Source organism: Bacillus luti (genome assembly GCF_009739945.1).
Taxonomy (GTDB): domain Bacteria; phylum Bacillota; class Bacilli; order Bacillales; family Bacillaceae_G; genus Bacillus_A; species Bacillus_A luti.
Map to the genome: position 1 here is coordinate 1,684,525 of NZ_CP040336.1, position 16,253 is coordinate 1,700,777.

A 16,253-nucleotide genomic window follows, 5' to 3' on the forward strand; every position below is an offset into this window, starting at 1 on the left:
ATTGTATGATAATAATCAGTTTTGATTAGAAGGGGGATTCGAGATGATTAATCACGAACTCGTTGAACGCATTAACTTCTTAGCGAAAAAAGCAAAAGCTGAAGGTTTAACTGAAGAAGAACAACGTGAGCGTCAATCGCTACGTGAACAATATTTAAAAGGATTTCGTCAAAATATGTTAAACGAACTTAAAGGGATTAAAGTTGTTAACGAAGAAGGTACAGATGTTACACCGACGAAATTAAAAGCTTTAAAAAAGCAAGATAATGCAAAATTAAACTAAAAGATGGGCGTAGCTGCCCATCTTTTTTATTGTTAATTTCGTTATTTAATAACTTTCCAGTTATTATTTTGCGTTGCTTCTATCCTTTTATGTTTCAATATATAGTTAGCGATAAGTTCAGACATATCTGTTGGTATGTCTTTTATTACTGGCTTATTTTGAAACATAAAAAAGTTCCCTCCGCCACTTGCGCGATAATTATTCATAACGACGTCATATTCTTCCGTCATATTTAGAGGAGCGCCTTTATACTGTAAAGATTCTACTCTCTCGCCAATTGGTTTGGAAATGTTTAATACGTACGAAATTCCTTCCCACATATCGTAATTATAGTGTTGCGGCTTTGGTTCTATGTAGGTAGGATTTACGATGATGGTTCCATCTACATTTAATGTGAAATAAGAAGCAGAGAGTTCAAGGGCATCTTTTATATCCGCTCCAGTTATTCTAATTACTTTTAATGTATTTGGATAAATATAATTAGAAACGATGTCACGCATTGTTACATATTTCGGGAAACCTGGAGATGTATTATGGAATAAGCTTGTACAAGAAATGGAAACGTTAGCTATATCCATTTGTATTTTATTTATAAATTCAATAAATGGATGATCTTGCAAACGAGTTTGCATAACATCTGAAATTTGCATGTCCCCATGAATGATTCCGATAGGTTGATCAAGCCATTTTTGTGTATTCTCTTCATAATCAGATGCTAAGGAAAGAACATCTGGATCTGCCTCAATTCCTTGCACCGTCAACAACTCTGAATAACTTTCTTTTTTAATCCACTTCTGTTCCATTCTTTCGAAGGTTACGGTTATTTTTCCAACTGATTGCCCATTACATCCAGTCTGTAAAATTGTTACACCGTTAGCCATTGTGCGAGAAATTTCTCGGTGTTGGTGTCCTGTTAATAAAATATCTATACCTTCAATTTCATGACATATTGCATATCCTTGGTTCTCGCCTGTTAACACTTCAGTTGGTACTCCGGTCTGTAAATCACGTTCAAATCCTCCGTGATAGGCTACGACTAGTAAATCTGGTTTTTCGTGTTCGTGGATGTAAGCAACCCATTTTTTTGTAGTTTCCAGTGCATCTTCAAAATGTAAGTCTTGAATATGAAGGGGTTGTTCCCAGTTTGGGATGTAATGTGTTGTTACTCCTAAAATAGCAATTTTTATATTCTCTTCAATATGTTTGATGATGTAAGGTTTCCCGAAATAGGGTGCTTTTATGTTTTTATCTAAAATGTTTGCTGATAAGTACGGGAAGTTTGCAGTTTCTACAGCGTGATTTAATATATCCATTCCATAATTAAATTCATGATTTCCGATAATTGCAGCATCGTAACTTATATAGTTGGCTAATAAGGACATTGGATTTTTCTTATCTTTTTCGTATGTAGCGTAATGGTAAGTAAATGGTGTTCCTTGAATGAAGTCCCCATTATCGATTAAAAGAACGTTTTTATTTTTGGAACGTTCTTTTTTTATAAGGGTAGAAATTTTAGCTAAACCAATTTCTGCTTTGGAATTATCTTGGTAGTGAATTGGATAAACAGTACCATGTATATCACTTGTTAATAAGATGTTTAAAGTTACAATTTGATTTTGATTCAACATCATTCACCTTTTCTATTGTTATCTTCATGTTAATCATATCAAAAATATGAAGGGAATTTTAATGTGAATGTATAGAGTGTGTAAAGATTCTGTAAATAGACAATTATTTGTGAAAATGTGTGATATATTTCTTCATGTTTACGGAAGGTTATTTTATAACAACAAAAAATGGAGGCATTAACATGTTGAAAAAAGTTTTTGCAATGGGTACAACAGTTGTACTAGCAGCGGGATTATTAAGTGGCTGTGGAACGAAGGAATCAAGTGCAAGTAAAAATGAAGATACAAAAAAAGGGTATGTACCGAAGACGTTAAATGTTCAATTTGTTCCTTCTCAAAATGCAGATACGTTAGAAGCTAAGGCAAAACCGTTGGAAAAGTTATTAAGTGATAAATTAAACATCCCGGTAAAAGTTAGTATTTCAACGAATTATAATACAATTGTAGAAGCGATGGCATCTAAGCAAGTGGATGTAGGTTTCTTACCTCCAACTGCGTATGTGTTAGCGCATGAGAAAAAGGCTGCAAATGTAATTTTACAGGCGCAACGTTTTGGAGTAGAGGATGAAACAGGGGCTCCTACAAAAGAGTTAGTAGATTTTTATAAATCTGAATTTGTTGTTAAGAAAGATTCTAACATTAATAGTGTAAAAGATTTAAAAGATAAAAAAATTGGCTATCAAGATGTTACATCATCAGCAGGCTATGTATGGCCGGCAGCGGTGTTGTTAAAAGAGGGAATTGATCCGTTGAAAGATGTGAAACCTGTTACATTAAAAGGTCACGATCAGTCTCTTATCGCTCTTTTAAATGGTGACGTAGATGCAGCTGTTGTATTTCAAGATGCGCGCAATATTGTAAAAAAAGATTACCCGAATATATTTGATCAAACGAAAATAGTGAAATTTACAGAGAAAATTCCAAACGATACAATTTCGGTACGCTCTGATTTAGATGCAGAGTGGAGTAAGAAATTACAAGATGCTTTCATTGAAATTGGAAAGAATGAGGAAGGCCACAAAATTATTAAAGAAGTATACTCGCATGAAGGATATGTTAAATCTGATGATAGTAAATTTGATATCGTTCGTGAATATGGAAAGAAAGTAAAAACACAATAATACATATGGAAATGGCGACTAACTGGAAGGCGTGTGATTTCGGTTAGTTTGCCGTTTTTAGGTTATTGATAATACATTGAAGGTAGGTAAGATGAGTGATAGAGTTTCAAAACGTCTCCAAAGTGTATCCGAATGGTACAAAAGGATTGAATAATATAAATTTAAAGATTGAAAAAGGTGAGTTTGTTGTAATGGTCGGATTATCCGGGGCTGGAAAATCTACACTTCTCAGATCAGTAAATCGTCTTCATGAGATTACAGAAGGTGAAATTATTATTGAAGGCGAGTCTATTACTGCTGCAAAAGGAAAAGGATTACGACGAATGCGCCGAGATATAGGTATGATTTTTCAAAGTTTTAACCTTGTGAAACGATCAACGGTATTGAAAAATGTATTAGCTGGCCGTGTTGGATATCATTCGACACTGCGTACAACGTTAGGGTTGTTTCCAAAAGAAGATTTGGAGCTTGCATTTCAGGCGTTAAAAAGAGTGAATATTTTAGAGAAAGCATATGCACGAGCTGATGAATTATCAGGAGGACAACAGCAACGTGTATCGATAGCGAGAGCATTGGCGCAAGAAGCGAAAATTATATTGGCGGATGAACCTGTTGCATCGTTAGACCCACTCACAACAAAGCAAGTGCTCGATGATTTGAAAAAAATTAATGAAGATTTTGGAATTACGACAATTGTAAACTTGCATTCTATTGATTTAGCTAGGCAATATGCTACTCGTATTATTGGATTACATGCAGGTGAAGTTGTCTTTGATGGATTGGTAGAAGAGGCAACGGATGAAAAGTTTGCTGAAATATATGGGGAAGTAGCTCGAAAAAGTGAATTATTAGAGGTGGCAGCTAAATGAACGACGTGACGATGTACTCGAAATCGATACCGAAGCCACCAAGTAAATTGAAGCATATGTTAACGGTTATTCTCGTTATTGTACTGTTATGGGGCAGTAGTGTACAGGTCGACGCATCATTTGCAAAACTAGTAGTTGGTTTTCCTAATATGATGGATTTATTGAAGGAAATGGTGCCGCCCGATTGGAGTTATTTTGAAGTTATTACAACAGCGATGTTAGATACGATACGTATGGCGATTATTGGGACGACTTTAGGGGCCATTTTAGCCATTCCACTTGCACTATTTGCGGCAAGTAATGTATTTACTAATGTGTTTTTGTACAGTCCAGCTCGTTTGATTTTAAATTTTATACGGACGATACCAGATTTACTATTAGCTGCTATTTTTGTGGCGATTTTTGGAATAGGGCCGCTTCCAGGTATTTTGGCTCTTACTTGTTTTTCGATTGGGCTCGTAGCGAAATTGTTATATGAGTCCATTGAATCCATTGACCCTGGTCCGTTAGAAGCGATGACTGCTGTAGGAGCTAATAAGGTGCAGTGGATTGTTTATGGGGTAATGCCACAAGTGAAAGCACATTTTGTCTCCTATGTACTTTATACATTTGAGGTGAATGTACGTGCAGCAGCTGTTTTAGGGTTAGTAGGAGCAGGTGGCATTGGATTGTATTATGATCGTACACTTGGATTTTTACAATATCAACAAACCGCTTCTATTATTATTTATACTCTTGTTGTTGTATTGTTAATTGATTATATAAGTACGTTGTTGCGGGAGAAATTATAATGAGTGAATCGACGATGATCATGCCAAAACGAAAGAAACCAAGTGTATATCGCTGGATTATTTTTATAGCACTTGCAGGTATATATGTATGGGCCTTTTCAGGAGTCCCGTTAGAAGGAATAAAGAATACCGCGGGAGAAATTACAAAAGCAATTATGACAGGGGTATTTAATCCAGATTGGTCGTATGTATCCTTGCCAGATGGAGAAGATCTATTACATGGTTTAATTGATACGTTGGCTATTGCAGTATTAGGCACATTTATTTCCGCCTTTTTATCTATACCATTTGCTTTTTGGGCAGCAACAAATATGAGTAGTGGAAAATTAACTTCAGGAACCGGGAAATTTGTACTTAGTTTTGTCCGTACATTTCCCGAATTAGTAATGGCACTTTTATTTATAAAAGCTGTCGGTCCAGGTTCTTTCGCGGGCGTACTAGCTTTAGGGTTACATTCTATCGGGATGCTAGGAAAACTGTATTCGGAAGGAATTGAAAATATTGATAAGGGACCGACCGAAGCGCTAATTGCTACAGGAGCAAATCGTTTTCAAATTCTTTGGTATGCGGTATTACCACAAGTGTTACCGGACTTTTTATCTTATACGTTATATAGGTTTGAAATTAATGTACGATCCGCTGCTATTTTAGGTGTTATTGGAGCGGGTGGTATTGGGACGCCGCTAATTTTTGCTTTAAGCTCACGGAATTGGTCTCGCGTTGGAATTATTTTATTAGGCATCATATTAATGGTAATTATCATTGACTTTATTTCAAGTTCGATAAGGAAGAAAATTGTATGATTTATGAAAGAAGCACCTATAAAAGGTGCTTTTTTTATATAATGAGAATAAATAATGTGGATATTATTGGATAATAGGAGGGGTCTTTTGGCTTTACAGCATGAATTTGTATTTGTTTCATTTGAAAAAGAGGGATTGGATTTTGAAGGTGTGAATTGGATTGAGGGTTGTTTCTTGTATAAAGAAGAGGCGATGATAGAGGAATATGTCGTATTAAGTGATGAGCTCATTGTGTATCTATTAGATTTTATTCATTGGATTCCGGTTTATTATCCTGCTAAAAGAGCAGAAGGATTTGGGATTCATTATTATGGTATTACAAAAATTGAACAGAAAGGGGCAGAGATAGCAGAACAGTTATTTTGTTCGCTAGTTAGTATGTTTTCTTTAGGTCCAGAAACAATCGAACTGACAGGACGGTCTCAATGGGGAAATGATACTAATATTGATGGAGAATATGAAAGATATGTATTTGATCGAGATAAATTATGTCAAGATTTAAAGTCTTTTATTCGTTTGCTTCGTAGAGTGAAAAATAGGGAAGGATATGTCTTACATTATGGAATTTGAAAATGATGTATAAATATACAGACAATTCCCTTTCTTTTTAAAATAAAAACAATGAAAAAGTATGTCATATTGAATACCCATACATTCCCGAAATCATTGATTTTTTTATAAAAAATCAAAAAAACATCAACATATTTGTCGATACATGTTGTATAATCTTGCGTGGGAAGCTATCATATAAATGTATAAAACGTTTACTAATATAAGCGAAGGGAAGAATAGCATGTCACATTCAATCGAACAACTTTCTATCAACACGATTCGCACATTATCCATCGATGCGATTGAAAAAGCAAACTCTGGTCACCCAGGAATGCCAATGGGTGCAGCACCAATGGCTTATACATTATGGACTCAATTTATGAAACACAATCCAAATAACCCAACGTGGTTTAACCGTGATCGTTTCGTATTATCTGCAGGTCATGGTTCAATGTTATTATACAGCCTACTTCACCTATCTGGTTATGATGTAACAATGGATGACTTAAAGAACTTCCGTCAATGGGGAAGCAAAACTCCAGGACATCCTGAGTATGGTCATACAGCAGGTGTAGATGCAACTACTGGTCCACTTGGACAAGGTATTGCAACAGCTGTAGGTATGGCAATGGCTGAAAGACATTTAGCGGCTAAATATAATCGTGATGCGTATAATGTAGTAGATCATCATACATACGCTATTTGTGGTGATGGAGATTTAATGGAAGGCGTTTCTGCTGAAGCATCTTCATTAGCTGCTCATTTACAATTAGGTCGTCTTGTTGTGTTATACGATTCAAATGATATTTCATTAGATGGCGATTTAAATCGTTCATTCTCTGAAAGTGTAGAAGATCGTTACAAAGCATACGGATGGCAAGTAATCCGTGTTGAGGATGGAAACGATATTGAAGCTATCGCGAAAGCAATTGAAGAAGCGAAAGCTGACGAAAAACGCCCAACGCTAATTGAAGTAAGAACGACAATTGGTTTCGGTTCTCCAAACAAATCAGGAAAATCAGCTTCACATGGTTCTCCACTTGGTGTAGACGAGACAAAATTAACGAAAGAAGCATACGCTTGGACTGCTGAGCAAGACTTCCATGTTGCAGAAGAAGTATATGACAATTTCCGTAAAACAGTACAAGATGCTGGTGAAACTGCACAAGCAGCTTGGAACACAATGTTAGGCGAATATGCACAAGCATATCCAGAATTAGCAAACGAATTGCAAGCAGCAATGAATGGTCTTCTTCCAGAAGGTTGGGAGCAAAACTTACCAACTTATGAATTAGGATCAAAAGCAGCAACTCGTAATTCTTCAGGTGCTGTAATTAATGCAATTGCAGAGTCTGTACCATCATTCTTCGGTGGATCTGCTGACCTTGCTGGTTCTAACAAAACATATATGAATAACGAAAAAGACTTTACAAGAGATGACTACAGCGGTAAAAACATTTGGTACGGTGTACGTGAGTTCGCAATGGGTGCAGCAATGAACGGTATTGCACTACATGGCGGTTTAAAAACTTACGGTGGTACGTTCTTCGTATTCTCTGACTACTTACGTCCAGCAATTCGTCTTGCAGCATTAATGCAATTGCCAGTAACGTATGTATTCACGCACGACAGTATCGCTGTTGGCGAAGATGGTCCAACACATGAACCAGTGGAGCAATTAGCAGCGCTTCGTGCAATGCCAAACGTTTCTGTTATTCGTCCAGCTGACGGTAACGAATCTGTTGCAGCTTGGAGATTAGCTTTAGAATCTACAAACAAACCAACTGCTTTAGTATTAACTCGTCAAGACCTTCCAACATTAGAAGGCGCGAAAGACGATACGTATGAAAAAGTAGCAAAAGGTGCATATGTAGTTTCTGCAAGCAAGAAAGAAACAGCTGATGTTATCTTACTTGCAACTGGATCTGAAGTAAGCCTAGCTGTTGAAGCACAAAAAGCATTAGCAGTAGACGGCGTTGACGCAGCTGTTGTCAGCATGCCATCTATGGATCGCTTTGAAGCTCAAACTGCTGAGTACAAAGAATCTGTATTACCAAAAGCAGTAACGAAACGTTTCGCAATCGAAATGGGTGCTACATTCGGATGGCACCGTTACGTAGGTCTTGAAGGAGATGTGTTAGGTATCGATACATTCGGTGCTTCTGCTCCTGGTGAGAAGATTATGGAAGAGTATGGATTTACTGTAGAGAACGTTGTTCGTAAAGTAAAAGAAATGCTTTAATGATTTTAGAAAAATCTCTCCGGCATGGAGAGATTTTTCTATGTAAATGAGTTTTTTCGACAGAAAAAGTTTTTTATCTCTCCGCAGTCAGACAATCATTGCAAATTTTCTTCTATATAATGAAGAGAAAAGGTTGTCCAGATTGGGAGGCTGAAAATGAAAACGTATGAATTGTATTTAATTCAAGAGGATATTGCGAAAGCTTATTTTGGTCGTGAATATTTGTTTTTTGATTTATTTGCTCGATTTTCAGAATCTGGGTCCCTTTCGGAGAAAAAAGTGTTATACAAACAAATGATGTATATAACGATGCCATTACAAGTAATGAAAATTCATCATAAATTAGAGCAAGCTTTACGTGCTCTTGGTAAATATGATAGAACACATCATACACATACACTTTTTACAGGAGCGGAATACGGCGAAATAATCGTGAAACCACACTATATCCGTATGAACACCTCTGGAAATGTCTCTATGGAAACGACGTTTTTTGAGGTGCTTCGAAAGTGTGAATTAACATTTTTAGCTATGGATTATGAAAATACAAAGTATGGATGGCTGAATCCTCTAAAACAAGTACGAACATATGTGTAAAAAATGTCGAATTGTATCTTGTCTTATTGAAAAGGTTTTAGTACACTGTAAGGTAGACAACATGAAGGAGGAAAATATATGCCGATTTGGTTAGGTATTCTAGTGGGCGTAGTAGCACTAGTAGCAGGCGTGGCGTTAGGATTTTTCATTGCCCGCAAATACATGATGAACTACTTAGAAAAAAATCCACCAATTAATGAACAAATGTTAAAAATGATGATGATGCAGATGGGACAAAAACCTTCCCAAAAGAAAATCAATCAAATGATGAGCGCGATGAGCAAGCAACAAACGAAATAAGCGCTAAAAGACACTCGCTAAGAGTGTCTTTTCTTTTTATGATTATAGAGTTTAAAACTTTTAAAAATTCTGTATTTTTGGTAAACTGAAAACATCGCTCATTTTAAGGGAGGAGGATAAAAATGAAGGTATTTATTAATTTAGCGTGGTTTTTTAAACAAGAAAAACGAGCGTACATAATCGGAATTATTATGTTATTTGGTGTCGCACTTCTTGAACTTTTAGCTCCGAAAGTACTAGGTATTGTAGTAGATGAAATTAATAATGGAACATTAACATCTGAAAAATTGTTAAAGTGGGTTATTTTGTTAGTAGCTGCTGGGATTACTATGTACGTATTGCGTTACTTATGGCGTATTATGATTTTTGGATCTTCTTTAAAACTAGCCCGTCAATTACGAAAAAATTTATATGAACATTTTACAAAGATGAGTCCATCTTTCTATCAGTCAAATCGCACAGGTGATTTAATGGCACATGCAACGAATGATATTCAAGCGATTCAGCAAACTGCTGGAGCGGGTGTATTAACATTAGTTGATTCACTAGCGGTTGGGGGATGTGTACTTGTAGCGATGGGCTTTACAATTAGTTGGAAGTTAACATTGTTAAGCTTAATTCCTATGCCAATTGTAGCAATTTCGACAAATTATTATGGAACTTTATTACATAAAAGGTTTCATAAAGCGCAGCAATCGTTTTCAGAAATCAATGACAAGGTGCAAGAGAGTATGAGTGGGATGAAGGTAATTCGCTCACTTGGACAAGAGAAAGAAGATTTACAAGCGTTCCGAAAAAAGTCAGAAGATGTCGTACATAAAAATATGTTAGTCGCACGTATTGATTCGTTGTTTGATCCAACAATCGCTCTTATCGTTGGGTTTTCTTTTTTAATTGCGGTATGTTACGGGTCAGTATTAGTTGTGAGAGGTGAATTGACAGTCGGTGAATTAGTTACATTTACAACATATTTAGGTACTCTTGTTTGGCCGATGTTAGCATTTGGATGGTTGTTTAATATTATGGAGCGTGGACGCGCTTCGTATGACCGTGTAGAGAAAATCCTTTCTCAAAAATCAGATGTAGTAAATAGAGAAAACGCTGTACATACAATAGCAAGCGGTGATGTTTCGTTTGCGGTTGATTCATTTTCATATAAGAAAAATGAACGGTTACATTTAACAGATATTCATTTTGATTTGAAGAAGGGTGAAACGTTAGGAGTTGTAGGACGTACAGGTGCAGGAAAAACGACTTTATTAAAATGTTTAATCCGTGAATATGATCATTTTAATGGTGAATTAAAGGTTGGAGAGCGAGATATTCGAGATGTAACACTTTACGGTGTACGTTCTGCCATTTCATACGTACCGCAAGATCATTTTTTATTTTCAGCGAGTATTGGGGAGAATATTGCCTTCGGAAAGGCGGATGCTACATATAATGAAATTACTCGTGCTGCAGAGATTGCCTGTATCCATAATGACATACTCCAATTTTCAGAAGGATATGAAACAGTAGTAGGGGAAAGAGGCGTTTCTTTATCTGGAGGTCAAAAACAGAGAATCTCAATCGCGCGTGCTTTATTAACGAATGCTGAAATTTTGATCTTGGACGACTGTTTATCTGCTGTAGATGCAAAAACAGAAGAAACGATTTTAAATGCATTAAAGAGAGAAAGAGCAGGGAAAACGACGATTATTACTGCTCATCGTTTAAGTGCAATTCAACATGCCAATCTTATTCTAGTTGTGGATGAAGGTAGAATTGTACAACGAGGTACACATGAGCAATTAATGGAGGAAAACGGTTGGTATAAAGAGATGTATGAAAGCCAGCAGTTAGAAGCATTAGTCGAGAAAGGAGGCGTATGATGGCTAAGAAAAAACAGAGTGATTTAAGAAGATTGCTTTCTTATATGAGACCATATAAAGGGTTATTAGCATTAGCATTTTTATTTCTAGTTGGAGCAACTGTAACTGAAATGATGGGACCTTTTTTAATTAAACAATTTCTTGATGAACACTTAGTACCGGGGAATTTTGAACAATCAGCGCTCGTTACTTTATTTGTAGTATACATAGTTGCCCATTTATTAAAAGTGTTATTTACGTATTTGGATTTATTATATTTTCAAAATATTGCTTTTAAAATTGTTCAAGATATGCGTGTTGAAGTATACGAACATGTTCAAAAGTTGTCATTAAGTTTCTTTGATCGTACGCCGATCGGTACGCTCGTATCGCGCATAACGAATGATACGGAAGCAATTAAAGATTTTTATGTCAGTGTATTATCCACATTTGTCAAAAATGTAGTCTTTTTAATTGGTATTTTAGTAGCTATGTTTTTATTAAATGTAAAACTAGCGCTATTTTCTCTTGTGTTAATTCCAATTATGTTTGCGATTATGGTATTATATCGCCGGAAAAGTGCTGCTTTTTATTTAGAAGTACGTAATCAATTGAGTGTTTTAAATGCAAAGTTAAATGAATCCATTCAAGGAATGAATATTGTCCAAGTGTTTAGGCAAGAAAAGCGGATGAGAAAAGAATTTGAAGAAGTGAATAATAAACATTATAGTGCAGGACGACGTACGTTAAAGTTAGACGCATTACTTTTACGTCCAGCTACAGATTTAGTTCATATTATAGCAATTGCGTTAGTACTTGGTTTATTTGGAATTGATGCTTTAAAAAGTCCAGTTGAAGTAGGGGTTTTATATGCCTTTGTTAATTATATTCATCGTTTCTTCCAGCCTGTAAATGAGATGATGATGAAATTGTCATTTTTCCAACAGGCACTTGTTTCATCGTCACGTGTATTTCATTTAATGGATGAGACAGATTTAGCGCCCGTTCAAAAAGGGAATGGGAACCCTCAAGTAGTTGATGGGGATATTGAATTTAAAAATGTTACTTTTTCGTATGATGGAAAGCGTGATGTTTTAAAAAATGTCTCTTTTCACGTGAAACAAGGGCAAACGGTTGCTTTTGTTGGGCATACGGGTAGCGGGAAAAGTACGATTATGAATTTATTAATGCGATTTTATAATATTAAATCAGGAAATATTGTAATAGATGGTGTGGATTTAGAGAATTTTGGAGAACAAGAAATTAGAAAGAAAATAGGACTCGTATTGCAAGATGCATTTTTATTTGCGGGAAATATTAAGCAAAATATTCGTATGTACAATGAAGAGATTACGGATGAAGAAGTAAAAGAAGCTGCGCGATTTGTGCAAGCCAATATGTTTATTGAAAAATTACCAGAGCAGTATGAAACAGAAGTAGTAGAAAGAGGAGCTGCATTTTCTAGTGGGCAACGACAACTAATCGCTTTTGCTAGAACGATAGCAACGAATCCGAAAGTATTAGTATTAGATGAGGCAACAGCTAATATTGATACAGAAACAGAAGAGGCTATCCAAACAGCGTTGCAGCAAATGCGAAAAGGGAGAACGACGATAGCAATTGCGCACAGGTTATCTACAATTCAAGATGCAGATCAAATTTTTGTTATGCATGATGGAGAGATAGTGGAGAGAGGAACACATCAAGAGTTATTGAGTGAACAAGGGTTGTATTATAATATGTATTTACTACAAAATAAAGGAAGTTTACAAAAGGCCTTGTAGAGTTACAAGGTCTTTTGATTGCACGTGAAATTTCTACAAAATATATATCGATAACATAGTATAATATAGTAGAAATATGTATATAAAAGGAGTCGAACTATGGATTATGTGCTAATAGGTATAATTTTATTATTATTAGCTGGAGTGTTCGTACTGTTTTATAAAAATAAACAGTTAGAATCAGAGAGTCAGCAAGTGGAATTTGAAAAGAAGCAAGCAATTGAAACGTATGAAAATGAAATTGCAGCTACGGTTACAGAACATAAAGAACAACAAAATACATTGAAAAATATGGAACAGAAGAAATACAATGATTTACAAGTAAGTGCAAATAGAGAACTTGAAAATATGCGTATGATGAAAAATCAGTTAGCTATACAACATAGTAAAGAACGTAGTGAAATGCAAGATAAACATAGTAATGAAATACATATGTTTCAAAAGCTAATTGCGGATTTACGAGAGTATACTAAAAATGGTGCTGAAGTGAATACACACGAAACATTATATTATATGAAACGAGGATTCGTAGAGCAAGGAATAATAGTAGATAATGAATTTCATATTATACCGAACATTTTCGTTAGAAATCAGCGTGGAGGAAATGATTTTCGAATTCATCATCTTGTCTTAAGTAAAACGGGCATATATCTACTTGAGACGAAAGAATGGACAGGGAAGTTAATTCATGGTTTAACGAAAGAAAATGCTAATATATATTCATTTATGATTGATGAAATTGGTAAGTATCAACAAGATGTTGAGAAAGAAGAGACGTTTGAATGGATTACAGGTGCAGATTCATTAACGCTACAAGTGAAAAATGAAGGGAATCCAGTATGTAAAGCGAAGGAATTATCTCACATTTTATACAATCGATTGAAAGAAATACAAGTTGATATTGTAAAAGAAAATGTAAAGCCGGTTGTATATTTTTATAATGAAAGTGGCAAAGAATTGATAGATCTTTCTGAAGAAGAAACGCCGAGATTAAAAGATAGGGAGCAAATTGTAACGTTCTTCAGAAATGAAATTTTAACAGGGAAAGTAGTATATACAGAACAAGAATTAGAAATAATTCGAGAAATGATTAGCCGGATGAGTTATAAAATGAATTAAAAGGGGAAATTTTTCTGAACGCTATATTACGCGGCATTCTGTATGTTTATTTTTGTTTGTATGTAGTAATGTATCTTATATTTATTTTCGTTATTGATATAGTTCATATGTCATTAAGCGTAAATAGTATTTTTGTAGTAGTCATGCCATTTGTTTTATTAGTTATGATTCAGTGGGCTATTATACATGTTTCAGTAAATCGTAATAAAGAAAAGAAGCAAGTGTTAAGTGTAATGATAATAGCGCTTATTCCATTAATAGTGTGTACCGTACAATTAGGTGTAAATGAATATACATCAAAGTTTAATCAAAATCGATGGTTAAATGATGCGGATAAGCGGGTACATATGGTAGATGACTTATTACAAAAATACAAATTAATAGGAAAATCAAACGAAGAAATTATAAAATTGTTAGGAGATCCTACTGAAACAAGAAATGAGGAAGTGGGAGCTACCACTTCGTATTATCTTGGAAATGAGCGTGGCTTCATTTCAATAGATAGTGAACGTCTTGTTTTACAATTTGATAATGATGGGAATGTTATAGAATATAAGGTGCAGCGAGATTAATATAGTGAGAGGAAGAAGTTATAAATTGTATAACTTCTTTTTTATTTTTCAATATGCTATAGAAAGGGAATGTGAATTTTGAGGGGAATAAGGAATGAAAGCGGAGGTGATGCATATATATAGATGCATTGGGTTATTTTTTGTAGCACTTTATAAAATGAAAAGGAGGTAAGACGGTGAAAGCAATACCGACTGATGTCCTGAGTAAAGAATTGATGGAAAGAGAAGGAGTTATATCTATTACCGTAAAGGAATTTGAAAAGATAGAAGTAGCTGGAGTAGTAGTAGCGGGTCCTGCTGTTATTTTGATTAATCAAGATTAAGTACATACTATCAATATAGAAATGTATAAAAAGCATCCGGCTAGGATGCTTTTTATTTGTGTGCAAGAGAGCGTATAGTAGATAATTGGGGTACTGGAGGGGGAGCATGTGGCAATTATTATAACGATGTTAGTGATGGGGATCTTATTAGGGTTCGTTGGGGCTGGGGGAGCCGGTTTTATTATCGCTATACTCACTTTAGTATTCCATATTCCTATCCACGTTGCTCTTGCAACATCTTTAACAGCTATGGCATTTACGACATTATCTGGGGTTATAAGTCATTATCGTGAAGGAAATGTTGTATTTATTATAGGCGGGATTGTTGGTGGATTTGGGGCGTTTGGTTCTTATATTGGTTCTAAGTTTGGTTCACTTATACCAGCACACCTTCTTCATTGGTTTACAGCTGGGATGTTATTTTTATCTGCAATTTTTATGTGTATTAAATTAATTAAGTTTCAAAATAGGGAAGAATTACTTTTAGCAGAAATTAAAGATTTTTCGAAAGAATACATAATGAAATGTATATGTCTTGGATTAGTCACTGGAATACTGGCTGGTTCATTCGGGATTGGTTCTGCACCATTTATTCAACTTGGATTAATGGTTCTATTAGGATTAACGATTCAGCAATCTGTAGGAACGACTATGCTTGTTATATTGCCGATTGCGATTGGAGGCGGGCTTGGATATAGTTCAGAAGGGTATTTAGATTTTATATTGTTATTGCAAGTATTGATTGGGACGATGTTAGGAGCGTATATCGGTGCGAAGTTTACGAATTATGCACCACGCATGCTTTTGAAGTTATCAATGGTTATGACACCAGTTTTAGCTGGATGTATGTTATTGATGGAATAAAAATAATATAGCAAACTAATATGTTTTACGACTGAATTATGTAAGTAATTCATATTTCCCATATGAAAAGATTTGCTTTAATATAATGAGTGTAAAGTTCGAGTATTCGAAGTACTACTTGAATTATATCCCTATCCCTTTTCTAAAAATGCGAACAAGTTTTGCCCTATTCTATTCAATATTTAATTGTATAGAAATATATTGTTCGATGACCATTATGGAACGTACATAATGGAAAAATCCCGATCCTTAAAGAGGATGCCCCTAATCTTCATGTGAAAATATGATCGGATATGAAAGCTGACCAGTTGATGGTCAGCTTTCTTTTTGTTCAAAAATTATTTCTTCTTTAATTTCTGTTTGCAATAATAAAGCTTTTCCGAAACGGCGTTTACATTCCGCACGCACTTTTTCAATGGCTAGTAGCTGAGTAGTGGCGGGAACTGTGACGATAGCTTGTCGAGGTTTTCTATTTTCTTCACAAAAGACACATTCCACAACATATTTAGAAATCATATTTTCATCCTTCCGTCTTTAATTTCTAAGAAGGGA

At 35.2% G+C, this 16,253-nt stretch carries 17 protein-coding genes; 15 read left to right on the top strand and 2 right to left on the bottom strand.

The genetic code is table 11. The features are described from left to right. The first annotated feature begins 43 nt into the window (after positions 1–43). Positions 44–283, top strand: a complete 240-nt coding sequence (locus EUC40_RS08695) for a DUF896 domain-containing protein (protein ID WP_000607015.1) — start codon at positions 44–46, stop codon at positions 281–283. Positions 284–324: 41 nt separating this feature from the next. Here the strand turns inward: EUC40_RS08695 and EUC40_RS08700 are convergent, their stop codons facing one another. After that, on the bottom strand, positions 325–1,914 hold the full coding sequence (locus EUC40_RS08700; protein ID WP_482763964.1) for a bifunctional metallophosphatase/5'-nucleotidase: 1,590 nt from the start codon (positions 1,912–1,914) through the stop codon (positions 325–327). 179 nt (positions 1,915–2,093) lie between these two features. On the opposite strand from EUC40_RS08700, the gene EUC40_RS08705 reads away from it, so the two are divergent. The 14 genes from EUC40_RS08705 (at position 2,094) to EUC40_RS08770 (ending at position 15,701) form a co-directional block, all read left to right on the top strand. After that, the gene (locus EUC40_RS08705; RefSeq protein ID WP_156574468.1) at positions 2,094–3,032 is read left to right on the top strand and encodes a phosphate/phosphite/phosphonate ABC transporter substrate-binding protein; all 939 of its coding nucleotides are present in this window, start codon (positions 2,094–2,096) and stop codon (positions 3,030–3,032) included. Positions 3,033–3,127: 95 nt separating this feature from the next. Next, positions 3,128–3,901: a phosphonate ABC transporter ATP-binding protein gene (phnC, locus tag EUC40_RS08710; protein WP_156574469.1), complete on the top strand. Its 774-nt coding sequence runs from the start codon at positions 3,128–3,130 to the stop codon at positions 3,899–3,901. Next, positions 3,898–4,692, top strand: coding sequence for a phosphonate ABC transporter, permease protein PhnE (gene phnE, locus EUC40_RS08715; RefSeq protein ID WP_156574470.1), 795 nt, complete (start codon positions 3,898–3,900; stop codon positions 4,690–4,692). The genes phnC and phnE (EUC40_RS08715) overlap by 4 nt, the downstream gene beginning before the upstream one ends. Next, on the top strand, positions 4,692–5,495 hold the full coding sequence (gene phnE / locus EUC40_RS08720; protein ID WP_071709678.1) for a phosphonate ABC transporter, permease protein PhnE: 804 nt from the start codon (positions 4,692–4,694) through the stop codon (positions 5,493–5,495). The genes phnE (EUC40_RS08715) and phnE (EUC40_RS08720) overlap by 1 nt, the downstream gene beginning before the upstream one ends. Before the next feature lie 87 nt (positions 5,496–5,582). After that, positions 5,583–6,065, top strand: coding sequence for a coproporphyrinogen III oxidase (locus tag EUC40_RS08725; RefSeq protein ID WP_156574472.1), 483 nt, complete (start codon positions 5,583–5,585; stop codon positions 6,063–6,065). A 223-nt stretch (positions 6,066–6,288) separates the two neighbouring features. After that, the gene (tkt, locus tag EUC40_RS08730) at positions 6,289–8,289 is read left to right on the top strand and encodes a transketolase (protein ID WP_156574474.1); all 2,001 of its coding nucleotides are present in this window, start codon (positions 6,289–6,291) and stop codon (positions 8,287–8,289) included. 156 nt (positions 8,290–8,445) lie between these two features. Next, positions 8,446–8,886: a sporulation inhibitor of replication protein SirA gene (sirA, locus tag EUC40_RS08735; protein WP_000860633.1), complete on the top strand. Its 441-nt coding sequence runs from the start codon at positions 8,446–8,448 to the stop codon at positions 8,884–8,886. Between the two features lie 78 nt (positions 8,887–8,964). Next, on the top strand, positions 8,965–9,186 hold the full coding sequence (locus EUC40_RS08740) for a YneF family protein (protein WP_001123316.1): 222 nt from the start codon (positions 8,965–8,967) through the stop codon (positions 9,184–9,186). A gap of 122 nt (positions 9,187–9,308) precedes the next feature. Next, positions 9,309–11,060 (top strand): ABC transporter ATP-binding protein, encoded by a 1,752-nt coding sequence (locus tag EUC40_RS08745; RefSeq protein WP_156574476.1) that lies wholly within the window; start codon positions 9,309–9,311, stop codon positions 11,058–11,060. Next, positions 11,060–12,823: an ABC transporter ATP-binding protein gene (locus EUC40_RS08750; RefSeq protein WP_156574478.1), complete on the top strand. Its 1,764-nt coding sequence runs from the start codon at positions 11,060–11,062 to the stop codon at positions 12,821–12,823. Before EUC40_RS08745 ends, EUC40_RS08750 begins: the two co-directional genes overlap by 1 nt. A 99-nt stretch (positions 12,824–12,922) precedes the next feature. Then, the gene (locus EUC40_RS08755) at positions 12,923–13,942 is read left to right on the top strand and encodes a nuclease-related domain-containing protein (RefSeq protein WP_156574480.1); all 1,020 of its coding nucleotides are present in this window, start codon (positions 12,923–12,925) and stop codon (positions 13,940–13,942) included. Between the two features lie 68 nt (positions 13,943–14,010). Then, positions 14,011–14,514 (top strand): hypothetical protein, encoded by a 504-nt coding sequence (locus EUC40_RS08760; protein WP_244322186.1) that lies wholly within the window; start codon positions 14,011–14,013, stop codon positions 14,512–14,514. A gap of 176 nt (positions 14,515–14,690) precedes the next feature. Next, complete coding sequence (locus EUC40_RS08765) at positions 14,691–14,837, top strand: BC1881 family protein (RefSeq protein WP_000644411.1); 147 nt, start codon at positions 14,691–14,693, stop codon at positions 14,835–14,837. 108 nt (positions 14,838–14,945) lie between these two features. Beyond that, positions 14,946–15,701: a sulfite exporter TauE/SafE family protein gene (locus tag EUC40_RS08770; protein WP_156574483.1), complete on the top strand. Its 756-nt coding sequence runs from the start codon at positions 14,946–14,948 to the stop codon at positions 15,699–15,701. Between the two features lie 315 nt (positions 15,702–16,016). On the opposite strand, the gene EUC40_RS08775 is transcribed toward EUC40_RS08770, so the two are convergent. Continuing rightward, positions 16,017–16,217, bottom strand: a complete 201-nt coding sequence (locus EUC40_RS08775; protein ID WP_071709670.1) for a DUF3903 domain-containing protein — start codon at positions 16,215–16,217, stop codon at positions 16,017–16,019. Positions 16,218–16,253 lie beyond the last annotated feature (36 nt).